Raw genomic sequence first — 24,467 nt, 5'->3', positions numbered from 1 at the left:
GTGGCTCTTTTTGATCTTAATTCATCCGTCTTTTAGCGGGCCGAGAGCATTGAGGTTATGATGATCTTTTTACTCATCAAGCGCCATTTCTCTTTTGTGGGCTGCATTCTTAATGAAAGCCCAAGCGTTCTTTCAGCGGTTTTAAGTAGCGACGACTCACCGGAATGGGGTGCTGGCTATGGGTTAAAATTTCAGCCAATCCATTTTCGAGCAACTTGATCTCTTTAATGGCTTTTACGTTGACCAAATACTGGCGATGGCAGCGCACCAAAGGGGTTTTTTCTTCCAGTATTTTGAGCGTTAACTGGCTGGTGGCGGACTGTTGTGGGGTTTGTACATGAACGCCACTGATATCACTGTACGCAAATTCAATCTCTTGTGTTGGAATAATCATGATGCGATTGAGGCCAATGCAGGGCACCTGGTCAAGATTTTGTGGCGCGATGGCATTCACTTGTTGCTGGCTGTGTTGACCGGATTTGTTCAAACTTGATTTAATCAATCGTTGCACTGTTTTTGCTAGCCGTTGAGTATCAACCGGTTTGAGAAGGTAATCGAAGGCATTGTCTTCAAATGCTTGAATCGCAAACTCATCATACGCGGTGGCAAAGACGACGTAAGGCATGGTGTCAGGGTCTAGCATTCCGAGCAATTCAATGCCCGTGACTTGTGGCATTTGAATATCAAGAAACACCACATCCGGTTTCAGTTGGTTAATTTTTTTTAACCCTTCAATGGCATTGCTGGCTTGGCCGATGACCTCTATTTGTCCTGTTTCTTCCAGTAATTCAGTTAACTCTTCTCGAGCAAACAATTCATCGTCTATCACAAGTGCAGATAGCATGGTTAATCCTTAACGGTCATCATTAGGAATGAGGAAACTCATCCGTGTATACTGATTTTTTACAACATCAATGGTTAGATCGCTGACTTGGCCAAACTTGTTGGTTAGTCGTTTTGCGACAATCTGCATGCCTAAACCCGCATGTTCTCCTTGTGGGGCGAGATAACTTCCTGCGTTATCTTCGACCACGATACGCTGGCCTTGCGCTTCATTCTGGCTGTAGATACGCACCACACCACCTTCGAATAAATTTGAGATGCCATGCTTAATCGCGTTCTCCACCAGTGGCTGTAACGTAAAGGTGGGAAGTTTACGTTGCAGTAAACTGGCGTCGATGTCGATCTCGACCTCTAAACGGTCGGTAAAGCGTGCTTTTTCAATGGTTAAGTACGCATTCACATGAGCCAACTCATCTTTGAGCGTGACCGCTTCAATATTTTGTTTGAGGTTACTCCGGAAAAATTGCGATAGATGCTGAATCAATTCCCGAGCTTTGGCTGGATCGCGGCGTACCACCGCACTGATCGTATTGAGCGCATTAAATAAGAAGTGTGGGTTCACTTGTGCGTGCAATAGTTTGATTTCTGCTTGGGCGAGCATTGATAATGTTTGTCTTTTCCATCTAGGTAGATAATGTCGTTCTGCTCAATCGCATCTAAAGTGCTTTGCGATGAGATAGGCGTCTCGGGCCTGTGGTGGTCATCCCCAATGCCGACAAACGCGAGAATTTTGTTTGTATCGGTGATGGAAACCGCGCCAACTTTGGTTTCTTCATAGACGACGCGGGCAATTTTTTCGGCATTTTCGCTGTTAAACCCTGATGCGAGGATACCGACTGAGCGCTCTGCAATATTCAACGCTCGGCGAGAAAAGGTGGCGGAGTATTCTTCAAAGATGGTCTTTCTATCTTGTAAGATACTCATGAACAACGCCGCACCAATGGAGTTTGTGATGATCATCGGCGCGGCGATGGCTGACACCAAAACGTACGCTTGATCAAACGGTTTGGCCACGATCAATAAAATCGCCATTTGTACCAATTCGGCAAATAGGGTAATCGCAAACACAATACTGGGGCTAAACAGCAATACGCCTTTGCCACGCCGTAATAAATAGGTGTGCAGCAGGCCGCCTATTAGACCTTCGGCGGTGGTTGAAATTGCGCAGGCAATATCGGTAAACCCCCCGAGAGAATAACGATGTAACCCCCCGGTTAGGCCCACAAAAAAACCGACCACAGGCCCGCCAAAGAGGCCACCCATGACCGCCCCAATAGCGCGAGTATTGGCGATCGCATCATTGATTTGTAAGCCGAAGTAGGTGCCGAGAATACAAAAAAGAGAAAACAGAATGTAAATGCTGATTTTATGACTTAGACGATTAGAGATATTGAGCAGTGGCAGAAAAATTGGCGTTTTACTCAGCATGTAAGCGAGGACTAAGTAAACACACATCTGTTGCAACAATGACAGGATGAGCTCCATATCGTAAGCCTGTTTTCATTATGATAATTCAGTAGTTTAATCAAGAAGCTCAGTGGAGCATACCGGCTAAGTAACAAAAGAAGGTGTTCGCAGCAAAAAAATATGCAGTGTAAACTTTGGTTTACAATTGTTGTTTACTTATCTTTACGGTTGAAATTTAATCTGAGCCTGTTATTTTATAGTTGTTGTTAACCCTCGCTAAATGGAATTTGAGGGTGTAAATATAAATATACAGGTGGTAGTTATGCGAAAAAGTGAATTGAGTAACGTAAATATTATTGACGAGCAGGTGCTGATTACCCCGCAAGCGCTGAAAGCGAAGTTGCCTTTAAGTGATAAGGCCCGCCACTTTATTCAGCAGTCTCGTCAAACGGTTGCCGATATTATACATAAAAAAGATCACCGTTTACTCGTCGTGTGCGGTCCTTGCTCTATTCACGATATCGAAGCGGCGAAGGATTATGCACGTCGCCTTAAAGCGCTATCGGAAGAGTTGAGTGACCAGCTGTATATTGTTATGCGCGTTTACTTTGAAAAACCGCGCACGACAGTGGGCTGGAAAGGGCTAATCAATGATCCGCATTTGGATGGCAGCTTTGATATTGAACACGGTTTACATATCGGCCGTGAGTTGCTCGTTGAATTGGCTGAAATGGAAATCCCTCTAGCGACGGAAGCGCTTGATCCCATCAGTCCGCAATACCTATCGGATACTTTTAGCTGGGCCGCGATTGGTGCCCGTACGACAGAGTCGCAAACCCACCGTGAAATGGCCAGCGGTCTATCGATGCCGATTGGCTTTAAAAATGGTACCGATGGTAGTCTTTCTACTGCAATCAATGCCATGCAAGCCGCTTCTTCCAGTCACCGTTTCATGGGGATTAATAGTGAAGGGCAAGTCGCATTGTTGACGACGCAAGGTAACCCTAATGGTCACGTTATTTTGCGTGGCGGTAAACAAACCAATTACGATTCGGTGTCGGTGACGGAATGCGAACAAGATATGGCCGCGATGGGATTAGATGCTTCGCTGATGGTCGATTGCAGTCATGCGAATTCACGCAAAGATTACCGCCGCCAGCCCCTAGTTGCCGAGGATGTTATCCACCAAATTCGTGAAGGTAATCAATCGATTATTGGTGTAATGATTGAAAGTCACATCAATGAAGGTAGCCAGTCTTCAGATCTGCCATTTTATGAGATGGAGTACGGGGTTTCAATCACGGATGCATGTATCAATTGGTCAGCAACTGAGGCACTATTAAAACACGCCCACAGTGAGTTGGTGCCGTTTTTACAAGATCGCTTAAAAGGTTAATTGGGCTAGATAGGGACATTCATGGCTGAACAGTTAAATACACTGCGTGATCAGATTGATGCAGTAGACAAGCAAATATTGAATTTACTTGCCGAGCGCTTAGCGCTGGTAGAAAAAGTCGGCGAAGTAAAGAGTGAGCACGGCTTACCTATTTACGCTCCTGATCGTGAGGCTGCGATGCTTGCTTCACGCCGCGCTGAAGCGGAGAAAATCGGGGTGCCACCACAATTGATTGAAGATATTCTTCGTCGCACGATGCGTGAATCCTACGCCAGTGAAAAAGATTCGGGCTTTAAATGTTTAAATCCCGAATTGCGTTCGGTGGTGATCGTCGGGGGGAAAGGCCAGCTCGGTGGTTTGTTCGGTCGAATGTTTACCTTGTCGGGTTACCAAGTCAAAGTGTTAGGCAGTCAAGACTGGCATCGTGCAGAAGAGATTCTCGATGGTGCAGGTTTAGTGGTGGTCACCGTGCCTATTCATCTCACTGAGGGTGTGATTGAAAAATTGGGCCAGCTGCCTGATGACTGTATTTTATGCGACCTGACCTCAATAAAAACCAAACCACTGCAAGCGATGCTAAATGCACACCGCGGCCCGGTTGTCGGGTTACACCCAATGTTTGGCCCTGATGTACCAAGTTTAGCGAAACAGGTCATTGTCTACTGTGATGGTCGCGGCGAAGAGCACTACCAGTGGCTACTTAAGCAGTTTGCTATTTGGGGGGCGAGTTTGTGTCAAATCGATGCCAGTGAGCATGATCATGGCATGACGCTTATCCAAGCTCTGCGACACTTCACCTCTTTTGCCTACGGCCTACATCTAAGTCGTGAAAATCCGAATATTGATAAACTCTTACAGTTGAGCTCGCCAATCTATCGCTTGGAACTTGCCATGGTCGGGCGACTGTTTGGCCAAGATCCGAATCTCTATGGCGATATTATTTTCTCTTCGGAAGAGAACATTGAAATGATCAAACGGTTCCACCACTGTTTTGGTGAAGCGCTAGAGATTCTGGATGGGCGAGATAAGCAGGCATTTATTGAGAGCTTTGATAAAGTCAGCGATTGGTTTGGTGAATACTCACAACAGTTTATGAGCGAAAGCCAAAATCTACTGAAGCAAGCCAACGATTCTATTCACCGTCGCTAAAAAGAAGGCAGTGAAACATCGGCGCAGTGATGCGAAGAAGATAAAAACAAAAAGCAGCCATCGGCTGCTTTTTGTTTAATACGTAAGGCAAAATGTTTATTGAACACTGACGGTGCTGTCGGTGTTGAGTTCATTATTGGCGGTCTCAACGGAGTGATCAATAGTCGGCTTATTGGTTAAATTGACTTGTAAACGCACATTGTCATCAATCAGTTTTACCAGTGGTGCCCATTTCACTTTCTTCTCTTTTTCAAAAAGGTAATTAAAGTTTTCTGGTGTCCAGTCCATGGTATACTGCGGGTTGAGTGAGCGGCCTAAAAAGCGCACTTCATAATGCAGATGTGGTCCGGTGGAGTTGCCGGAATTGCCACAATGCGCAATTACATCGCCTTTTGAGACAAACTGGCCACTGCGTACTTTAAAATTTTTAAGGTGCGCATAAGAGGTCATAAAACCAAATGAATGACGTAGCGTGAGAAAGTTGCCAAATCCTTTTTTGCTTGGTCTTACGGTCTCAATAACACCATCTGCAGGTGCGATGATAGGCGTGCCCATTTTACAGGTTAAATCGATGCCCGTATGAGTATGACGCTTGCCTGTAATTGGGTTTGTTCGGCGTCCATAAGACGATGAGATACGCTGGTAATTCAGAGGCGATTCATTTGGAATCATACGAAACATCGTCGCTCGAACCGCTGAGTCGACAGCGGCGGCATCTAGGCGGTATTCGATGTTGTCATCATCAAATTCTTTTTCTGAAGCCAAACCCAGTACCGATTCAACATCGTAAACGCGTTTACTGAGGAGTTGTAATTGATTGCGTTTTTCTTCGAGCTCTTGAGACAGTGAATGAGTGGTGTCTAGTTGCTCTTCGTGAAGTTGCTCTAGCGTTGCGTATTGCGTTTCTTTTTCCGTGAGCTGTTCAGATAACGTTTTGTTTTCTTGCTGTTTTGAGGCGAGTTTCAACGTCGACTGGTGATAGTAATAAGTGACCCCGCCAATAGATGCGGTGATCAATAAAAAAATCAGTGCGAATGTGGTGCGCAATGCGGTTCTACTGATCGAAAAGTGTTGTACAGCTTGATCGGTAGGGATGCTAATAAGTATTTTATTCGACATACAACTTAGTTAGGAGACGTTACCGAGATCGGTTAGGTGCTCAATTTCACGATGAAGTAATTCATCATCTCCGACGTTCAATTCCACCATGCGTTTAATGTGGCTGATACTATCAATATCAATCTGTTCAATCGTTATTCTTACTTGGCTTTGAACAGTCTCCACAATCTTGCCGGTCAGTTGAATAGTGATGTCACTATCAAGCAACTGAAACTGTACAGAGATCGGGTTTAAAGGATCCAGCGAGGTGTGATTTGAGCAATCGAGTAACAATCCATGCAACGATAGATCGTTAAGATTGGCGTTTACTTGAATGTTATCTTGAGTCACAACGGCTAGGGCTTGGTATACGATGCGTGAAAATCGACGGCGTTCAATCATAGTGATTTCTCTTAATGTAATGTTGCTAGCTTAACAGAGCATCGCGATTGTTTTGGCCGAATTATTGTCACTTAGTGATGGAGTTCGATTTTTATAGAACGCCATTTAAACCGTATACAATAAAGGCCGCTATGATAGCGGCCTTTGAGTGAAATTCAAGCGTCTAATAAAGCCATAAGCGAACGCAATGAGTCCGCAAGTAACGGGATTACTTAGAAATACGCTTGTATTTGATGCGATGAGGTTCAGCCGCTTCAGGGCCCAACGTCTTCTTCAACCAATCCATGTACTCAGAGTAGTTACCTTCGTAGAAGTTTACTTGGCCTTCGTCACGGTAGTCGATGATGTGTGTTGCGATACGGTCAAGGAACCAGCGGTCGTGCGAGATAACCATGGCACAGCCAGGGAATTCAAGCAGTGCTTCTTCAAGTGCACGCAATGTTTCAACGTCTAGATCGTTGGTTGGTTCATCCAGTAGCAATACGTTGCCGCCAGCTTTAAGCAGTTTTGCAAGGTGAACACGGTTGCGCTCACCACCGGACAAATCACCGATGATTTTCTGTTGGTCAGAGCCTTTGAAGTTAAAGCGAGAGCAGTATGCGCGTGCTGGGATTTCAAAGTTGTTGATCTTAATAATATCCGCACCTTCAGAAATCTCTTGGAATACGGTTTTCTTGTCGTCCATGCTGTCACGGAACTGATCAACCGATGCCAATTTCACGGTTTCACCCAGTTCAATGCTGCCTGAATCAGGTTGTTCTGCGCCACTTAGAATTTTAAATAGCGTTGATTTACCTGCACCGTTAGCACCCACGATACCCACGATGGCGCCTTTAGGCATGCTGAACGACAAGTTGTCGATCAGGACGCGGCCATCAAATGATTTCGTTAGGTTGTTTACTTCGAGCACTTTGTCGCCTAAACGTTCACCAGGCGGGATAAACAGTTCGTTGGTCTCATTACGTTTCTGGTGATCGGTATTTTGCAGTTCTTCAAAGCGAGCCATACGCGCTTTGGATTTTGCTTGGCGACCTTTCGGGTTCTTACGTACCCATTCCAGTTCTTTCTCAATGGTTTTTTGACGAGCATTTTCTTGCGATGATTCTTGCTTTAGACGTTCATCTTTTTGCTCTAGCCATGAGGTGTAGTTGCCTTGCCATGGAATACCTTCGCCACGGTCAAGCTCTAGAATCCAACCTGCGGCGTTATCTAAGAAGTAACGGTCGTGCGTAATGGCAACGACAGTACCGGTATAATCAACGAGGAAGCGTTCAAGCCAAGCCACAGATTCCGCATCCAAGTGGTTGGTTGGTTCATCGAGAAGCAGCATGTCTGGCATTTCAAGTAACAGGCGGCAAATTGCAACACGACGGCGTTCACCACCCGACAAGTGTTCAATTTTTTGATCCCATTCAGGAAGGCGCAATGCATTCGCTGCGCGCTCAAGCGCATTCTCAAGATTGTGGCCATCTTTTGCTTGGATGAGAGCTTCAAGCTCGCCTTGCTCTTTTGCGAGCGCATCAAAGTCGGCATTCTCTTCTGCGTATGCAGCGTAAACGGCATCTAAACGTGTGAGTGCGCCTGCTACATCAGAAACGGCTTCTTCAACGATCTCTCGAACTGTTTTTGATTCATCCAATACAGGTTCTTGTGGAAGGTAACCTACATTTAATCCTGTTTGAGGGCGAGCTTCGCCATCAATATCGGTATCGAGGCCAGCCATGATACGCAATAATGTTGATTTACCAGAACCATTCAGGCCAAGTACACCAATTTTGGCACCAGGGAAGAAGCTTAGAGAAATGTCTTTTAGAATTTGACGCTTTGGAGGCACAATTTTGCTCACCCGCGACATGGTATATACGTATTCAGCCATTGCCGATCGTTCCTAAATTGCGTTACACATAAAGCGCTATTTTACACCAACAAATCTTGCTTTGTTACCTATGATGTTTATTGGGTTCTGGAAATGACGCGTGGGTAGAATTTACTTTGTGTTGATGCGGGATTTTCTAAATGTGTCACACTTAGATGAAATAAATATTATTTACATCTATATGCTTTACAGAACTTATTAGAATGGTCTTAATAGCATTTCAATCTATCGTTTCTCATCAGGACGAGAATTTATGACATCAAGGTTAATCAAGGCGCTGTATCCCCTTTCTTTATCGTTATGCACGTTATCAACCGTTGCCTATAGCGCCAATGGAATGGCCGCGAGCCCAACGAATTTAGACGAACAACGTGCGTTGTACGATCAAGCACAGCAGTTATTGGATCAAAAAAACGTCGAGCAGTATCGCGAGATGCGTGATCAAATTGCCAATTATCCATTAACGCCTTATGTCGATTATCGAAGCTTCCTGGTGACGCTAAAAGATCAGTCTCCTGCTCAGGTCGAACGCTTTATCGAGCAACACCAACGTTTTCCGTTTTCGAAGCGTATTCGTGCGCCGTACATTGATATGCTTGCTCGAAACAAACAGTGGCAAACGTTAATTGAGTTTCAGACTGACTTACCTCGTGGTGAGCAGTATCAATGCCATTACTACAACGCACAGTACCAAACGGGCAATCGCACGCTTGCGTTCAAAGGCGCAGAAACGTTATGGCTAAGTGGCGATAGTGTCTCTGATGCTTGTGATCCGCTATTTAAAGCCTGGGAAAAAGCGGGCTTGCGAACGGATGAAAAAATTTTGCAACGAATGCTCTTGTCGTTCGAAGCGCGTAATGGCGGATTACTCAAATACCTTGCGAAACAACTGTCTTCAGACAACGCTAAGCAACAAGCTAATGACATGATGGCTTTGTTCAACAAACCTGAAAACGTAGCGGCGTTTGCAAAAAAACAACCGGCGGATGATTTTCATCGTCAGCAAAGTGAGATGGCGTTAAAAAAATTAGCGCGTAAAAACGTCGAACAAGCTCAGCAGGCTTGGGAGATCGTCGTTGATGGGCAGAAATTGTCACAAGAGCAAGCTCAGCGGTTAGCTGATTACATCGCCTTCCGTTTATTTAACACGACGGATGTGCGCTCTTTGCTTGACTGGCGAGACGATCAAATTGCCACAACAGAAAGCATTAAGTTGAAAGAGCGTCGTGTTCGTTTGGCACTGCAAGATGCTGACTGGCAAGGTGTTGTTGATTGGATAGAACGATTACCCGCGAAGCAAAAAGAGACGTTACGTTGGCAATATTGGCTTGCTCGTGCAGAGGTTGAATTAGGGAATGCGAAACAAGGCAATCAGCGTTTAGAGGCGATTCTTGGAGAGCGTAATTTCTACAGTGTTGCGGCGGCAGATGCGCTCAACCGTCCGGTGGTTTTCCCTCAAACCTCATTGGCATTTCAACCATCGGTTGTTCAGCCTTTCACTAAATCATTACTACGCATTCAAGAGTTAATTGCTCGCGATAAAATTGCCGCCGCAAAAAGCGAATGGCGTCATCTATTGAGTGAAGCAACGTTGCCACAGAAACAAATGCTTTCAGCGTATGCCGCGCAAAAGCGTTGGCACCACCTGACGGTTGTTGCGACTATTCAGGCAAAGCAATGGGGGAATTTAAAACTACGTTTTCCTTTAGCGCATCGCTGGTGGTTTAATTTCTATGGCAAAAAACACAATGTTGATCCAATTACGCTGATGTCATTGGCTCGCCAAGAAAGTGCCATGGATATTGAAGCAAGATCACCGGTTGGGGCAAGAGGCGTCATGCAGATTATGCCGACGACGGCGAAATACACCGCGCGAAAATATGACCTGGGCTATGATGGCGTAAGTGATTTGTACCAAGTGGATAAAAATATTGAGATAGGCAGTCGTTACTTACAAAGCCTATTGGATAAATACGATAACAATCGAGTTTTTGCATTTGCCGCGTATAATGCAGGCCCTGGACGAGTTAAAACGTGGCGTGGAAGAACGCAAGAAAAACTGGATGCTTATGCATTTATTGAAGCGATTCCTTTTAATGAAACCCGTGGCTATGTGCAAAACATTTTGATGTTTGAAACGTACTATCGTGTTTTATTAGACGTTGATGGCGCCTTCCTTAATCCACATGAAATGACAATAAAGTACTAAGTGAGCACGCAAAGAATGTCACAACAACCTGAGTATCAAGACTGGCAACAAATCTTAGATTTGATTAAACACAGCTCTGAAACAGGGCAGCATGAAGTATTGTTGACGATGCTGTTAACGCCCGATGAAAGAGAAGCGTTGGTGGCTCGGGTGAATATTTGTCGTGAATTGCTTAAAGGCGATTTATCTCAGCGCCAGATTAGCCAGTTGCTTGGTGTTGGCGTGGCGACGATTACTCGCGGTTCAAATGAACTTAAGTCAAAGAGCACTCAAGAAAAACAGGTGATCTCAGATTTATTGGACGCACAAGAACGCTAATATTTTTGGGAACATTACCAAGAGACAAAAAAGGTGCTTATTGCACCTTTTTTATTACCCCTGAAACTGACCAAGAGTGAGTCGCTAAGTTAAGCGTACCGGCGTGTTTATTCTTTAGAGATTTTCAGGGTAATGGTCTGGGTTGATAAACGGAATTAAGGCCATGATTAATGCTTGGTGATAAACCGAACTTCGGGTCAGTTGATGCTGGGTAAGAACACCAATGGCTCCACCTTTCTGTTTTATATTGGTGGTGCCAAAGACATGGTCCATAACGGTACCTAACTCCACTTCTTGAGAGAGTTGATCGGCCACCTTTGGCGGTAGCATCATACTTGCTGACCGAGATTCGCCTCGCTGAGTATCGGATTCAATCACCATCCAAGCAAACGTGGTGGCATCTTCAATTCCGGCTTCAAGCCCGACATAAAAATCGCCTTGAGGCTGTGCTTGTTTGGCATGAGCGACACGATTTCTTGCACCTTGATGGGTTTCTGCATTGGTAATGGGTTGTTCAGCAACACCACTTGGTACACTCACGCCAACAAAATCAAACGATTGTTGAGGGAAAACCGCGCTGAAAGCGCTTTTTACTGCGTTAATCTTAGCTGGGTTAAGCGAAGCGACAATAACGGTCAGTTGGGACATATTCCTTAGCCTTTTTTATCGACGCGAACTTCTCTAACTGAATAAGATCAACCGGGGGAGAAAGGTAATAGCCTTGCATGTAGTCACAGTGGTTATCAGCAAGCCATGTATGCATATCTTCTGATTCAATCCCCTCTGCCGTGACAATCATTGATTGTGAGTGACAAAGCTCCACTAATGGTTTCACGACTTTTCGGTTGTTCGTTTTAATCAGTGTTTCTAAGAATTCGCGGTCCAGTTTAATTTTTTGTACTGGGTATTCTACAAGCTGAGTGATAGATGTATAGCCTGAACCAAAATCATCAATGGCGAGCTTGAAGCCCATCGTTGAGAGTTCATGTAACAAAGAATAGCTTTGAGAATCCGTAGCGAAGGTCTCTGTGATTTCAAAATCAATCAGCTGAGGCTCTACGTGATATTGGTCTGCCATCGTTTTTATGTAACGAGCTAATTGGTTGGAATCAAGTTCAGCGGACGAGAGGTTGATCGACAGCTGCACATCGTAGTCAAAGAACGATTGGAGTTGGGCGAAATCTTGAAAGGCTTGCTCTATCACCCATCGGTCAATATTGCTAAAAATCCCCGTTTGCTCGGAAATGGGAATAAATTCGGCCGGATTGACTTTGCCTAATTTAGGGGAGTGCCAACGCAGTAATGCCTCTACGCCCATTATTTTCTCACCCGTTCGGTTGTAATAGGGCTGATATTGCAACGAAAACTCTTTATCAAACTCACCGCTACGTAAGGCTCTCTCAATTTGAGTTCGTCGACGGACCGTTTTATCTAAGGCTTGCGAGTAATAGGAAATCTGATTTTTTCCCGCACGTTTCGCTTGGTACATTGCGGTATCAGCATTGGATAGCAAGGTGGCAAAATTATCGCCATCTCTTGGGTATGTCGCGATCCCTATGCTAGCCGTAATAGGAAAGTTGCCTAAAGGGGATAACTCACTGCTTAGCAACGGTTCTAAAATCGCTTCAGCCAATGACTCGGCATAGTGATTTTGCTGGAAGGAGGTGATGAAAATGGCAAATTCATCCCCGGATAATCGGGAAGGCATGCATTTGACTGGGTATCTCTTCTTCCAATCGTGACAAGTTTCTTTGATGTGGTGAGCAAAATTAATGAGTAGGTTATCGCCCACGTTATGACCGTATTTGTCATTCACGTACTTGAAGTTATCGAGGTCGATATAAAGCATCCAGGCGTGGTGTTGGTTTTTGTGTTTGGTGAATTTCTTTTCAACACTCGATTGAAATTGATAGCGATTCGCTAACCCGGTGAGATGGTCGTTTTCTGCAAGTATTTTGGTTTTTTGATAGCTGGAATGCAATTCTTGATACATATCATAAATGCGTTTCGATAGCCGACCGATCTCATCAGAGTTAGGCAGTTTCTCTATATTACTTCTTTTATGCAGTTCCACATCAAGCAATTGCTTATCCAGTTTGGCGATAGGACTAATCACGTGGCGATAAAGTAAGAAAAATAAAATCGCTAATGTGGCAATCGACGAAGCACCAAAAGAAAGCAGTAATTTATGCTCAATCGTTTTGAGCTTTTCAGCCAATAAATACTGGGCAGGGTCAAGGGTGGCAAAAAGGTTGGATTTCAGTTCTATAGATTGCGTTAAGCCATCTTTACTGACGTGTTCATTGGTAAAAAAAATGGAACTGTCATTATCAAATTCAATCAGGTGCATGAGTTGGTCGAAGGGCTTTAACGTTAAGTAGACCACCAAGAAGTAGGGGTGTTTTTTGTACTGGCTTAAGGGGGCGGACTCCGTACTAGGGTTGAGCACGTGATAGCTGACTAATATATTTTGCCCCTGTTCATTCTTACTCAATCCTATGTGTTCATTTGCACCGGAAGTTTGATAGATATGTTCGACATACTCTAAAGCCAAGGTGTCGATTTCTTTTAAAGGGTCATTTTGGTTATCGACATAAAATTGCGCCTGGCGCTGGTTATCTAGAATTGCGACGCCAACCGTATCTTGAGAGATGGAGCGCAAAGAAGAAATGGTTTGCTGCACGCCATTTTTGAATTCTATTTCTCTAAATGGATTGGTTTTTTGGTGCAAATAGCGACGAACCATATCACTTTCAGTTAGCGTGGAAGAGTAATTATGTATCAGTGTATAGGAATGGCGGAAGTGCCCCGCTAATTTCGCCATAGTGAGCTGCAGGTAACTATTCTCTCTTTTTATGATGGCGTCTTTTTGGCTGTGATAAATACTGTAGCTCGAGAGAGCGGCGCTGAGCAAAACTACAGGAGCAACCAATAATAAGACTCTAGTGTTGAGTTTCATGATGCTTCAATATGGGATTAGTAACGTGCCTGAGAAATAATATTCTTGTTCGAGAGAGCGTTGCCAATCTTACTCTGCTCGATGAATATTTCATTGAGGTTAATAATGCATCATTTATGTCTCATTGAAACACTGGTTTACGGCACTTCGGCTGGAGGGTTGCAGCTTTGATGTCGATTGCATTTTTTGCAGTGGTTATGAGATCTTAAATTAAAGGGATAAAAGCGCTTGAGTGGTGTGTATTCATTGGGATTAATGGCCGAGAAAATAAAATACTGCACAAGAGGTGGACCTTTGCGCGGTATTTTATGTAAGGGCGTTTTATCACCCCAGTGAGCGATTGGAGGGTTAGCCTAACTGCACCTGTGTCGGTTTTACATTCTCACTTGGATAACAGCCAAGAACTTTTAGGTGTTTGGTGATTTTAGTGAGTTCCAGTAATGCATTTTGCATCGCTTCTGAATCTAAGTGCGTTTCTACATCCACATAAAACATCTCTTCCCAAGGATTTCCCATGATAGGGCGAGATTCCAACTTGGTCATGTTAATGCCATAGCGTTGCAATACGAGCAGTGTGGCAACCAACGAGCCCGCCGCTTGTGATGTCGACATGATCAGCGTGGTTTTCGCGGGTATTTGTGGAGACACTTCAACGGCTTTTCGCGCAACAACGATAAAGCGGGTGTGGTTTTCGGTTTGATTGGCAATATTCCCTTTGATCGGCTGTAGGCCGTATATCTTCCCTGAAGAAGCATTGCCAATGGCAGCGACATCAGGGCGATTGAGTTCGCGCACCATTTGCATCGCATCGGCGGTACTGGCGCAGGTTTTAAGTTCAATACCTTTTAGGCGCCCGAGGAACTCACTGCATTGCTGGTGAGGCTGTGGATGCGAATACAGGGTGGTGAGATTCTCTAAACGAATCTCTTCAGTGGCGACCAAGCAGTGTTCAATCGGCAGCGTGAGTTCTCCAACGATATACAGAGTCGTATGCTGCAGTAAATCATACACTTCATTGATCGACCCAGAACTCGTATTCTCGATAGGCAATACACCATAATCGGCATGGCCAGATTCAACCGTATTCGCGACCTCTTTAAAGCCTTCACAGTTGAGTTCGATAAGCTCGGTGTTTTTTCGGCTGAAAAACTCACGGCTGGCTAAATGAGAGTAAGAACCTTTGGCGCCTAAAAAGGCAACGCGGGCCAGCGGTTTCCTGCTGAGTTCCGGATTGGCCAAGTTTTGCAGATACGATTGCTGTAATAATACTGAGTCTTCAATAATGGTATGAAATAACTTTGTAATGTATTGCGCATCTAGGTTGTACTTATCAAGGCCATTATTGATGAGTTTAACCAAAAGCTGTTGTTCGCGTTCGGCATCTCGTACTGGCTTTGATGTCTGAACTTTGCTTTTGGCTACTTCAATACTCATCTTGCGTCGCTCAGACAGGAGTTGTAGCAGGTTATCGTCAAGCTCATTGAGTCGAATACGAATCTCATCAAGCGAGTATTTTTGTTCAGTCATCTGAATTTCCTTACATAAAAAAACCTCCCGATAGGGAGGCTTTCTGTTCGTTTTTGACTTACCTTTCTAAAACGAGTCTGCCTCCAAGTTTATTGGAGAAAAAACAAGTCAAAAAAGAACAGAGGGGTGAGGGGCATATAAACAATCTCTTTGTTGGTTCTTCAACACAATAAGCAACCGAGTTTTCAGCGTCAAGAAAAAAAATAGCGCCTTTCGGCGCTATCTCTATTCAATCGTTAGTTTATTCTACTTCTTCTTCAAGCTCTGGCTTGTCGGTTCGACGTGCTTCAGGCTTGTGGCGTAGTTTATTCAGCTGACGTTCTAGTTTTTGTTCTACCTCATTAACGGCAGCGTATAAATCTTCATGGATAGCAGAAGCAACCAGTTTTCCTTTTGGTACGGTAATCACCGCTTCAAATTTTTTCTGTTTACTTGGTTCTTCGCTGATGCTCGCTTGGCAGCCAATGATGTCAACTTGCCATTTTTCAAGCTTTTTAAATTTGCTCTCAATATGCTCACGGATTGCAGAGGTGATGTCGATGTTTTTACCAGTGATGTTTGCTTTCATAAATGCTTTCCTCTGTGTCATCCCTCATGGGTTAACTCCAGATTAATGATTTGAGCTTAAAAGAATGTGATCCATATCACTATTTTGGGAGGGTTTCTTAGGTTCAGGTTCAATTGTGATCCAACTCAAAGAGTCCCTAGTTAGAACGTCGAAATTGCTTGAGAAAGTCAAAAAAGGCTATAGATTGGTAAGGGTACTTTGCTAAAAATCATTCGCTTTTTAGTGACTAAGTACGGCCTAAATAAAAGTGTTGTTCAATCCTTGCCCAGCCAATCTCTGTGATATTCAGCACGCTTTTTTGCGATAACTTTCATTGTTACCTTCATTACGAACGCTAGGTTGTTAAATCTGAAACCCGATTTAGGTTCGCGGCTACACCTCGAATATCATTTCTGCATATATCAATCTTTGCTTACTTCATTTCAATGGGAAAAAGCATGGGGTTGAGTTTTTTATCATTGGCGGCGTCGCGCATTTCCTGCAAGGCGGCGAGTTGTTTATAGATAATGAAGTAGCGGTTGATATTTGATACGTAGTGGACCGGCTCTCGCCCAATGTTTCGTCGAGCAATAATTTCTACATTTTTAAACCATACGTTCGGATCATACCCCTGCTTCTCCGCAAGGCGTCGCATTTTCCGAATGTTCCCAGGGCCGGCATTGTAAGCGGCTAAAGAGAAGTACACTTGGTTATCGGCGGTGATGGCGTCGTCACTGAAATAGCGATCTTTGAGAAAACGCAGGTATTTCACTCCGGCGTGGATGTTATTTTCTAATTTGTTGATATTGGGAATATTAACGTTTGGATCACGGGCGGTGCTGGGCAGCACTTGCATGATCCCTACTGCGCCTTGATGTGACACCTTACTTTGATCCAGTCCGGATTCTTGAAAACTTTGAGCCGAAATCATCAAGGGGTCAAAGTTATATTGCGCAGAGTATTGATTGAAGAGTTTTGATAGGCTTTTCAATTGTTGAATGTTTTTAGGGTTGAGGATTTTCTTTAACCAACGGCTGTCCCCTAGATATTTGCCGTAAATGACATTTCCTAACAAAGTGCCTGAACGATATTCAGTAAGATATTGATCAACTAAAGCTTTTAATTGCGGACTATTTTGGCGCATCGCCCAGGCAATTTCACCATCACTTCGTAAAGGCAATTGCTTGTGCGCATGGATATCATCCATGACGTCTATCCAGAGTTTACTTTTGTGGCTGTCTAATACAGTGGCATTAATATGGCCTTGATTGACCAGTTCGATGATCTCAATATCTTGAAGCGTTTCATCAATGAGGCGAATGTTCAGCAATGGCTTATTAAGGGTATGTAAGCGTTGGTTCACTTTTTGTAAGCTTTCATAGTAACTCGAGCTTTTTCTTACCCAGACATCCTTTCCGCTTAATTGAGATATGTCGTAGAGCTGTGGTGTTTTTTTCGAGGTAATGATCCACTCTTGGATATCTTTAAGAATCGGTTCGCTAAATGAAATGCTCTTTTTGCGCGGTTCTGTAATGGTCAGGTTGGCGACAACAAGATCACCATAGCCTTTCTCTAACGAAGGGATTAACTCGTTACGGTTAACCGGGATGACTTGAAGGTTGAAGTAAGAAGACCTTTGTTTGAGTTGTTTTTCAAAATCATAAAGTAACTCCGCAATTATGCCTTTGGGTTGTCCTGCTTCAATATAGTAAAAACCGAGATCAGCGGACACTAAGACGCGTATGAGTCCTTTTTTCTCCAAGACGGATAAATCGCCTGTGTGCGGTTCTTTTTGCAGTGGTGCGAGTGAGATAGCCCATGCTTGGAGTGGTAGTAGTATCAGTAGTAGCGTGATGGATAATGCTCGAATCATTCGCTCACCTATTGGTCTCTTTATTTAAAGGTAGTCGCTGACGCGCTCTAAACAAGAAAGGAATGAAATTGGCGAGTTAGTTTGTTACCGAGAGAGAGTGCATGATCGTACTTGTCAATGAAGGCATTGTTCGTGAATTGATCATGAAATAGAGAGAAAAAAACCGCTTAGAGTTAAGCGGTTTTTATATTTTAATTACTGCGGATTAAGCTCGATTAGTTGGCGCGTGCGTTCAATCGCCTCATCTAAGCCTAATTCTTCATAAGCCGCTAACTGAATGTCCAACGATTTGCGTGCAGCTTCTGTGTCTGGATACGTTTTCTGTAATTCCTGGCAACGATTGATTGCTGCAATCCATGCTTCACGGCGTAAATAGAAATCGGCGGTGGCGAGGTCATATTCAGCAAGACGATTCTTGAGTGAGTACATGCGTTTTTGAGAATCTTCGGCATATGGACTGGCTGGGTATCGCTCAAGTAATTTTTTGAAATCCGCAAAGGCCGCTTTAACCGGCTCTGGATCGCGATCACTACGGTCCATATTAAAGACATCATGCATAAAATTGCGATCTTGAGCCATGTGGCTTAATCCACGCATATACAATACCCAGTCTAACTTCTCATGCGTAGGGTTTAGACGAATAAAGCGTTCAATGGTGGCTAAGCCCAATGCGAGGTCATCATTTTTATAGTAGGCGTAGATAAGATCGAGTTGAACTTGCTCTGAATAGGCACCAAAAGGGTAGCGAGAATCTAATGCTTCGAGTTTTTCAATGGCTGTTGTCCAGCTACCGTCTTGCAATAACACCTGAGCTTCAGAGTACAGCTCTGAAGGTGGAACATCTGGAACAATCTCTTCGCTGCTTGAGCAGCCTACGAGTAATGTTAATGCCAATAATCCAGATAAAGTATGCTGTTTCATGTCAGGATTCTATTCCTTGAAGTAAATAATTTTGTCGCTTCCGTTACTTTTATGCCGGTAGCAGATACAATGGATCAATATTCTTCCACACTGTCGGCAATTAGTCCCACAGTTTTTGAAAAAGTTCGATATGGCTCAGCAGATTGAATTAACTAACACAGTAAAAGATAGCCAATTAGGTCAAAGACTTGATCAAGCTATCGCCGAAATTTTTGCCGATTTTTCTCGCTCACGTCTAAAAGAGTGGTTACTTGCGGGTAAAGTACAAGTGAATGGTGAAGTGATCACCAAACCGCGTACTCGAGTTATGGGCGGCGAAGTCATCATCCTGCAAGCGGAACTTGAAGATGAAGAGCGCTGGGAAGCGCAAGATATTCCTCTGGATATCGTATATGAAGATGATGACATTATCGTAATGAACAAGCCGCGAGGCTTTGTGGTTCATCCAGGAGCAGGTACACCTGATCGTACAGTGTTAAATGCGCTGTTGTATCACTACCCTGATATCGCGGAAGTGCCACGAGCGGGTATTGTTCACCGTTTGGATAAAGACACGACGGGCCTTATGGTCGTGGCTAAAACCGTGCCTGCACAAACGCATTTGGTGCGCGCTTTGCAAAAGCGCAACATTACGCGTGAATACGAAGCGATTGCTATCGGGCGTATGACTGCGGGCGGTAAGATTGAGCAACCAATTGGTCGCCACTCAACCAAACGCACTTTGATGGCGGTAAGCCCAATGGGTAAACCGGCGGCTACGCATTATCGTGTAGCGGAGCATTTCCGTGAACACACGCGTATTCGTTTACGTCTAGAAACAGGTCGTACTCACCAAATTCGTGTACACATGTCTTACCTGCAACATCCATTGCTAGGTGATACTGCGTACGGTGGTCGTGCTCGTATCCCGTCAGGGGCAAGCCAAGAGTTGACAGATATGATCCGTCAATTTGATCGTCAGGCGCTACACGCTGTGATGCTGAAATTCGCTCACCCAGTAACGGGAGAGGAACTTGAGTTCCACGCGCCAGTACCAGAAGATATGGTTATTTTGACGGAAGCACTTCGTCAAGACACGCTTGAACATGGTTTAGAAGAAGACTACTAATATGTCGTGGATTGTCCCTAAGTGGAATGCTCCCAAAAATGTGAAGGCCATTGCGTCAACACGACTTGGCGGCTTTTCAACAAAGTGCTATCAAGGATTAAACCTAGGTAGCCACGTTGGGGATAATCTCGATACGGTTTTAAAGAACCGCCAGTATTTAACGCAGAAAGCAGAGATGCCTTCTGCGCCGATTTGGCTCAACCAAACACACTCAACAGTTGTGCAAAGGGTGAGTTCGCCAATCGATACACCTCTCAATGCGGATGGGCTAGTAACATCCAATAAGGGAGTGGTGATTTCTGCAATGACCGCAGACTGTTTACCGGTACTTCTTACGAATGCACAAGGTACTCAAGTTTCAGCGGTACATGCAGGGTGGCGCGGTTTGGCCAACGGCATCATTGAAAATGCAGTTGCAATGTTTGAGCACGATGTAAGCAATAGCAATGTAATTGCTTGGCTGGGTCCTGCGATTGGTTCAACGGCATTTGAGGTTGGGGAAGATGTACGACAAGCATTTTGTGATGCAGACTCTCAAGCAATGATGGCGTTCAAATCGACAGGTCAATCTGGGAAATGGTGGGCAAACATGGAGCTACTGGCAACACAACGCTTGAATGCCTTAGGGGTAACTCAAGTTTTTGCCAGTGGATTGTGTACTTATTCTAATTCAGAACAATTTTATTCTTATCGTCGCGATGGTGTCACTGGGCGTTTTGCTAGTTTCATCTGGATAGAATAGTTTTGTTTTCCAATGTTTTATTTAAAGGCTGACCTCGTGTCAGCCTTTTTCATTTTTCCCTCTTGAAAATCCACAATTTAGCAGCCATCTTGCATAGTAATTATTAGAATTTTTGATTGATTTTAGGAAGGTTGGTATGCGTCTCGATAGATTTACTAGCAAGTTTCAAATCGCTATTTCTGATGCGCAGTCGTTAGCATTGGGTCGCGACCATCAATATATAGAGCCGGTGCATTTGATGGTTGCGCTGATGGATCAAAATGGCAGTCCAATCCGCCCATTACTGACGATGTTAAATATCGATTTCACCCAATTGCGTTCAAAATTGAGTGAGATGTTAGATCGACTCCCTAAAGTCAGTGGTATTGGTGGCGATGTTCAATTGTCTGGTGGTATGGGCGCGTTGTTCAATTTGTGTGACAAAGTCGCTCAAAAGCGTCAAGACTCGTATATCTCGTCAGAAATTTTTTTGCTGGCCGCGATAGAAGATCGTGGTCCTTTGGGCGCATTGCTTAAAGAAAATGGTTTAACGGAGCAAAAACTGGGTGAAGCCATCGATAAGATTCGAGGCGGCCAAAAAGTTAACGATCCCAACGCAGAGGAATTACGCCAAGCTCTCGAAAAATTCACCATTGACCTGACCGAACGAGCCGAACAAGGAAAGCTCGATCCTGTGATAGGTCGAGACGATGAAATTCGTCGCACCATTCAAGTTCTTCAGCGTCGTACCAAAAATAACCCGGTGATTATCGGTGAACCCGGTGTAGGGAAAACGGCCATCGTTGAAGGATTAGCTCAACGCATCATCAATAACGAAGTACCGGAAGGACTACGTGGTCGCCGTGTTCTTTCACTGGATATGGGCGCGTTGGTGGCGGGCGCAAAATACCGTGGCGAATTTGAAGAGCGCTTGAAGTCAGTGCTAAATGAATTATCTAAAGAAGAAGGCAATGTCATTCTCTTTATTGATGAAATTCATACCATGGTCGGCGCCGGAAAAGGCGAAGGCTCGATGGATGCGGGAAATATGTTAAAGCCTGCACTTGCACGTGGAGAGCTTCACTGTGTTGGTGCGACAACACTTGATGAATATCGTAAGTATATAGAGAAGGACCCAGCATTAGAGCGTCGATTCCAAAAAGTGCTGGTGGATGAGCCAAGCGTGGAAGATACCATCGCGATTTTACGTGGTTTAAAAGAGCGCTACGAATTGCATCACCATGTCGAAATTACCGATCCTGCGATTGTCGCGGCAGCGACGCTATCCCATCGTTACGTCTCTGATCGTCAATTACCAGATAAAGCGATCGATCTTATAGATGAAGCCGCATCGAGTATTCGTATGCAGATAGATTCTAAGCCGGAATCACTCGACAAGCTTGAACGCAAAATCATTCAATTAAAAATAGAACAGCAAGCGTTAGTGAATGAGCACGATGACGCGAGCGAAAAACGCTTAGAAATGCTCAATAACGAGCTCAAGGAAAAAGAGCGTGACTTTGCTGAGCTAGATGAAGTCTGGAATGCGGAGAAAGCGGCGTTATCGGGTACACAGCACATTAAAACCGAGTTAGAGCAAGCGCGTATGGATATGGAATTTGCTCGTCGAGCTGGCGATCTTAATCGCATGTCCGAATTGCAATACGGTCGTATTCCGGAATTAGAAAAACAACTTGATTTAGCCACTCAAGCTGAAATGCAAGAGATGACCTTACTGCGTAATAAGGTCACCGACGTCGAAATTGCGGATGTACTGTCAAAGCAAACCGGGATTCCTGTAGCAAAAATGCTGGAAGCCGAAAAAGAAAAACTGTTGCGTATGGAACAAGTGCTGCATAAGCGTGTGATTGGGCAAAAAGAAGCGGTAGAAGTGGTCTCGAACGCGATTCGCCGCAGTCGAGCGGGTTTGTCTGATCCCAATAAGCCAATTGGTTCCTTCCTATTTTTAGGGCCAACCGGTGTGGGTAAAACCGAACTATGCAAAACACTCGCAACCTTCATGTTTGATAGTGAAGATGCCATGGTGCGCATTGATATGTCCGAGTTTATGGAAAAGCATTCAGTCGCGCGCTTAGTCGGTGCACCTCCAGGGTATGTCGGATATGAAGAAGGCGGCTATTTAACGGAGGCAGTGCGTCGTAAGCCGTATTCAGTGATCTTATTAGATGAAGTAGAAAAAGCGCATCCAGATGTGTTTAATATTTTACTCCAAGTTCTTGATGATGGCCGACTAACGGATGGTCAAGGTCGCACTGTCGACTTTCGGAATACCGTCGTCATCATGACCTCCAATCTAGGATCGGCTCAAATCCAAGAGAATTTCCATGCACTCGATTATCAAGGCATCAAAAATGAAGTAATGGATGTCGTGAATAGGCACTTCAGACCAGAGTTTTTAAATCGTGTGGACGAGAGTGTTGTCTTTCACCCATTAGGACAAGCCCACATCAAATCGATTGCAGCGATTCAACTACTGCGTCTATCTAAGCGCATGGAAGAAAGAGGCTATCGCATGGAAGTGTCTGAGAAAGCGCTCGATTTGATTGCTCAGGTGGGATTTGACCCAGTGTATGGGGCGCGACCTTTGAAGCGGGCTATTCAGCAAAGTGTCGAGAATCCACTTGCTAAAGCGATTTTGTCTGGAAGAATCGTTCCGGATAAAACGGTGAAGTTACTCGTGAACAATGACCAAATCATTGCTCATCAGTAGAAACGTGAACAGATCGAAGAAAAACGGCGCGATTCAGTTCTGAGTTGGTGATTGTTTGAGTGTTTTGATTGAAAAACGCGCAAACGATTCCTGCGATAGAAAAAACGGTTGTGTTCGAGTTAAAACTGCCTATAATTCGCTTCCGTTGTCACGGGAAACCAAGCTTAATTGCTGACAACGAAGGCGGTTAGGTTACCTCGGTAACTTTCAGAGAAATAACTTAAAAAGTGTTTGACACTAAAGGTTATATCGCTAAAATGACCGTCCACTTCGAGAGTAACTCTCGAGGTAAAGCTCTTTAACAATATAAACCTATCAATCTGTGTGGGCACTCGTTGATGATAATCCAATAAGTTATTCTGCTTTTTTAAAAGAGCGGCAATGACTGTTTCTTCGGAAACACAATTGGGTTCAATGAACTGAGTGACCAATACAAATAGCTACTTGTAGTTATTTGGCACAGTCAATTCATTACCATTCTGTTGGAATGGTAATAGCTTTAAAATTACTTCTTACTTTCGGGTAAGAACAGTTTTGAAGTCAGTATTCATTGAGCCGACAAAATCTTAAATTGAAGAGTTTGATCATGGCTCAGATTGAACGCTGGCGGCAGGCCTAACACATGCAAGTCGAGCGGTAACAGGAAGAAAGCTTGCTTTCTTTGCTGACGAGCGGCGGACGGGTGAGTAATGCCTGGGAATATGCCTTAACGTGGGGGATAACTATTGGAAACGATAGCTAATACCGCATGATGCCTACGGGCCAAAGAGGGGGACCTTCGGGCCTCTCGCGTTAAGATTAGCCCAGGTGGGATTAGCTAGTTGGTGAGGTAATGGCTCACCAAGGCGACGATCCCTAGCTGGTCTGAGAGGATGATCAGCCACACTGGAACTGAGACACGGTCCAGACTCCTACGGGAGGCAGCAGTGGGGAATATTGCACAATGGGCGCAAGCCTGATGCAGCCATGCCGCGTGTATGAAGAAGGCCTTCGGGTTGTAAAGTACTTTCAGTCGTGAGGAAGGCATTTGCGTTAATAGCGTAGGTGTTTGACGTTAGCGACAGAAGAAGCACCGGCTAACTCCGTGCCAGCAGCCGCGGTAATACGGAGGGTGCGAGCGTTAATCGGAATTACTGGGCGTAAAGCGCATGCAGGTGGTTCGTTAAGTCAGATGTGAAAGCCCGGGGCTCAACCTCGGAATTGCATTTGAAACTGGCGGACTAGAGTGCTGTAGAGGGGGGTAGAATTTCAGGTGTAGCGGTGAAATGCGTAGAGATCTGAAGGAATACCGGTGGCGAAGGCGGCCCCCTGGACAGACACTGACACTCAGATGCGAAAGCGTGGGGAGCACACACGATTAGCTACCCCCGTAGTCCACGCCG

17 protein-coding genes, 1 rRNA gene, 1 pseudogene and 1 other annotated feature are annotated in these 24,467 nt (G+C 44.6%); of the genes and pseudogenes, 8 read left to right on the top strand and 11 right to left on the bottom strand.

Annotation, left to right across the window (positions count from 1 at the left end; all coding sequences use genetic code 11):
- Positions 1 to 109: 109 nt before the first annotated feature.
- Positions 110 to 844, bottom strand: coding sequence for a two-component system response regulator BtsR (gene btsR, locus OJ16_RS11220; protein ID WP_040990693.1), 735 nt, complete (start codon positions 842 to 844; stop codon positions 110 to 112).
- A gap of 9 nt (positions 845 to 853) precedes the next feature.
- Positions 854 to 2,328, bottom strand: a pseudogene (locus OJ16_RS11215) (LytS/YhcK type 5TM receptor domain-containing protein).
- A gap of 244 nt (positions 2,329 to 2,572) precedes the next feature.
- On the opposite strand from OJ16_RS11215, the gene OJ16_RS11210 reads away from it, so the two are divergent.
- Positions 2,573 to 3,646 (top strand): 3-deoxy-7-phosphoheptulonate synthase, encoded by a 1,074-nt coding sequence (locus tag OJ16_RS11210; protein ID WP_040990691.1) that lies wholly within the window; start codon positions 2,573 to 2,575, stop codon positions 3,644 to 3,646.
- Positions 3,647 to 3,667: 21 nt separating this feature from the next.
- A complete protein-coding gene (gene tyrA / locus OJ16_RS11205; protein WP_040990689.1) occupies positions 3,668 to 4,795 on the top strand; it encodes a bifunctional chorismate mutase/prephenate dehydrogenase in 1,128 nt (375 codons plus the stop codon).
- 96 nt (positions 4,796 to 4,891) lie between these two features.
- On the opposite strand, the gene OJ16_RS11200 is transcribed toward tyrA, so the two are convergent.
- The 3 genes from OJ16_RS11200 to ettA all read right to left on the bottom strand — a co-directional run bounded on the left by OJ16_RS11200 (position 4,892) and on the right by ettA (position 8,171).
- Complete coding sequence (locus tag OJ16_RS11200) at positions 4,892 to 5,914, bottom strand: M23 family metallopeptidase (RefSeq protein ID WP_040990687.1); 1,023 nt, start codon at positions 5,912 to 5,914, stop codon at positions 4,892 to 4,894.
- 9 nt (positions 5,915 to 5,923) lie between these two features.
- A complete protein-coding gene (locus tag OJ16_RS11195; protein ID WP_040990685.1) occupies positions 5,924 to 6,295 on the bottom strand; it encodes a PilZ domain-containing protein in 372 nt (123 codons plus the stop codon).
- A 208-nt stretch (positions 6,296 to 6,503) separates the two neighbouring features.
- Complete coding sequence (gene ettA, locus OJ16_RS11190) at positions 6,504 to 8,171, bottom strand: energy-dependent translational throttle protein EttA (protein WP_040990683.1); 1,668 nt, start codon at positions 8,169 to 8,171, stop codon at positions 6,504 to 6,506.
- Between the two features lie 253 nt (positions 8,172 to 8,424).
- Here ettA and sltY point away from each other — a divergent pair, with 253 nt between their 5' ends.
- Both sltY and trpR read left to right on the top strand, forming a co-directional pair.
- Positions 8,425 to 10,380, top strand: a complete 1,956-nt coding sequence (gene sltY / locus OJ16_RS11185) for a murein transglycosylase (protein WP_040990681.1) — start codon at positions 8,425 to 8,427, stop codon at positions 10,378 to 10,380.
- A gap of 15 nt (positions 10,381 to 10,395) precedes the next feature.
- Positions 10,396 to 10,698, top strand: coding sequence for a trp operon repressor (gene trpR / locus OJ16_RS11180; protein ID WP_040990679.1), 303 nt, complete (start codon positions 10,396 to 10,398; stop codon positions 10,696 to 10,698).
- A 114-nt stretch (positions 10,699 to 10,812) separates the two neighbouring features.
- On the opposite strand, the gene yjjX is transcribed toward trpR, so the two are convergent.
- The 6 genes from yjjX to OJ16_RS11150 form a co-directional block, all read right to left on the bottom strand.
- Positions 10,813 to 11,346, bottom strand: coding sequence for an inosine/xanthosine triphosphatase (gene yjjX, locus OJ16_RS11175; protein ID WP_040990676.1), 534 nt, complete (start codon positions 11,344 to 11,346; stop codon positions 10,813 to 10,815).
- Positions 11,312 to 13,657: a putative bifunctional diguanylate cyclase/phosphodiesterase gene (locus OJ16_RS11170; RefSeq protein WP_040990674.1), complete on the bottom strand. Its 2,346-nt coding sequence runs from the start codon at positions 13,655 to 13,657 to the stop codon at positions 11,312 to 11,314. Before OJ16_RS11170 ends, yjjX begins: the two co-directional genes overlap by 35 nt.
- A gap of 348 nt (positions 13,658 to 14,005) precedes the next feature.
- On the bottom strand, positions 14,006 to 15,184 hold the full coding sequence (gene pheA, locus OJ16_RS11165) for a prephenate dehydratase (RefSeq protein ID WP_040990672.1): 1,179 nt from the start codon (positions 15,182 to 15,184) through the stop codon (positions 14,006 to 14,008).
- A 13-nt stretch (positions 15,185 to 15,197) separates the two neighbouring features.
- Positions 15,198 to 15,319 (bottom strand) — a sequence feature (Phe leader region).
- Positions 15,320 to 15,425: 106 nt separating this feature from the next.
- A complete protein-coding gene (gene hpf, locus OJ16_RS11160) occupies positions 15,426 to 15,752 on the bottom strand; it encodes a ribosome hibernation-promoting factor, HPF/YfiA family (RefSeq protein WP_040990670.1) in 327 nt (108 codons plus the stop codon).
- Positions 15,753 to 16,164: 412 nt separating this feature from the next.
- Positions 16,165 to 17,604 (bottom strand): MltF family protein, encoded by a 1,440-nt coding sequence (locus OJ16_RS11155; RefSeq protein WP_040990668.1) that lies wholly within the window; start codon positions 17,602 to 17,604, stop codon positions 16,165 to 16,167.
- Positions 17,605 to 17,799: 195 nt separating this feature from the next.
- Positions 17,800 to 18,525 (bottom strand): outer membrane protein assembly factor BamD, encoded by a 726-nt coding sequence (locus OJ16_RS11150; protein ID WP_040990666.1) that lies wholly within the window; start codon positions 18,523 to 18,525, stop codon positions 17,800 to 17,802.
- Between the two features lie 130 nt (positions 18,526 to 18,655).
- Between OJ16_RS11150 and rluD the strand changes: the two genes are divergently transcribed.
- The 4 genes from rluD to OJ16_RS11130 form a co-directional block, all read left to right on the top strand.
- Positions 18,656 to 19,633 (top strand): 23S rRNA pseudouridine(1911/1915/1917) synthase RluD, encoded by a 978-nt coding sequence (gene rluD, locus OJ16_RS11145; RefSeq protein WP_040990664.1) that lies wholly within the window; start codon positions 18,656 to 18,658, stop codon positions 19,631 to 19,633.
- Between the two features lies 1 nt (position 19,634).
- Positions 19,635 to 20,375, top strand: coding sequence for a peptidoglycan editing factor PgeF (pgeF, locus tag OJ16_RS11140; protein ID WP_040990662.1), 741 nt, complete (start codon positions 19,635 to 19,637; stop codon positions 20,373 to 20,375).
- Positions 20,376 to 20,511: 136 nt separating this feature from the next.
- Positions 20,512 to 23,085: an ATP-dependent chaperone ClpB gene (gene clpB / locus OJ16_RS11135; RefSeq protein WP_040990660.1), complete on the top strand. Its 2,574-nt coding sequence runs from the start codon at positions 20,512 to 20,514 to the stop codon at positions 23,083 to 23,085.
- A gap of 568 nt (positions 23,086 to 23,653) precedes the next feature.
- A 16S ribosomal RNA gene (locus OJ16_RS11130) occupies positions 23,654 to 24,467 on the top strand; the annotation flags it as partial.

This window comes from Vibrio renipiscarius (genome assembly GCF_000827885.1).
Lineage (GTDB): Bacteria > Pseudomonadota > Gammaproteobacteria > Enterobacterales > Vibrionaceae > Vibrio > Vibrio renipiscarius.
The sequence above is the reverse complement of the archived record's forward strand: the minus strand, read 5'-3'. Positions and strand labels throughout refer to the sequence as shown.

Coding starts and splice junctions, on each gene's coding strand:
- btsR (WP_040990693.1), bottom strand. CDS start 844: ATGCTATCTGCACTTGTGATAGACGATGAATTGTTTGCTCGAGAAGAG.
- OJ16_RS11210 (WP_040990691.1), top strand. CDS start 2,573: ATGCGAAAAAGTGAATTGAGTAACGTAAATATTATTGACGAGCAGGTG.
- tyrA (WP_040990689.1), top strand. CDS start 3,668: ATGGCTGAACAGTTAAATACACTGCGTGATCAGATTGATGCAGTAGAC.
- OJ16_RS11200 (WP_040990687.1), bottom strand. CDS start 5,914: ATGTCGAATAAAATACTTATTAGCATCCCTACCGATCAAGCTGTACAA.
- OJ16_RS11195 (WP_040990685.1), bottom strand. CDS start 6,295: ATGATTGAACGCCGTCGATTTTCACGCATCGTATACCAAGCCCTAGCC.
- ettA (WP_040990683.1), bottom strand. CDS start 8,171: ATGGCTGAATACGTATATACCATGTCGCGGGTGAGCAAAATTGTGCCT.
- sltY (WP_040990681.1), top strand. CDS start 8,425: ATGACATCAAGGTTAATCAAGGCGCTGTATCCCCTTTCTTTATCGTTA.
- trpR (WP_040990679.1), top strand. CDS start 10,396: ATGTCACAACAACCTGAGTATCAAGACTGGCAACAAATCTTAGATTTG.
- yjjX (WP_040990676.1), bottom strand. CDS start 11,346: ATGTCCCAACTGACCGTTATTGTCGCTTCGCTTAACCCAGCTAAGATT.
- OJ16_RS11170 (WP_040990674.1), bottom strand. CDS start 13,657: ATGAAACTCAACACTAGAGTCTTATTATTGGTTGCTCCTGTAGTTTTG.
- pheA (WP_040990672.1), bottom strand. CDS start 15,184: ATGACTGAACAAAAATACTCGCTTGATGAGATTCGTATTCGACTCAAT.
- hpf (WP_040990670.1), bottom strand. CDS start 15,752: ATGAAAGCAAACATCACTGGTAAAAACATCGACATCACCTCTGCAATC.
- OJ16_RS11155 (WP_040990668.1), bottom strand. CDS start 17,604: ATGATTCGAGCATTATCCATCACGCTACTACTGATACTACTACCACTC.
- OJ16_RS11150 (WP_040990666.1), bottom strand. CDS start 18,525: ATGAAACAGCATACTTTATCTGGATTATTGGCATTAACATTACTCGTA.
- rluD (WP_040990664.1), top strand. CDS start 18,656: ATGGCTCAGCAGATTGAATTAACTAACACAGTAAAAGATAGCCAATTA.
- pgeF (WP_040990662.1), top strand. CDS start 19,635: ATGTCGTGGATTGTCCCTAAGTGGAATGCTCCCAAAAATGTGAAGGCC.
- clpB (WP_040990660.1), top strand. CDS start 20,512: ATGCGTCTCGATAGATTTACTAGCAAGTTTCAAATCGCTATTTCTGAT.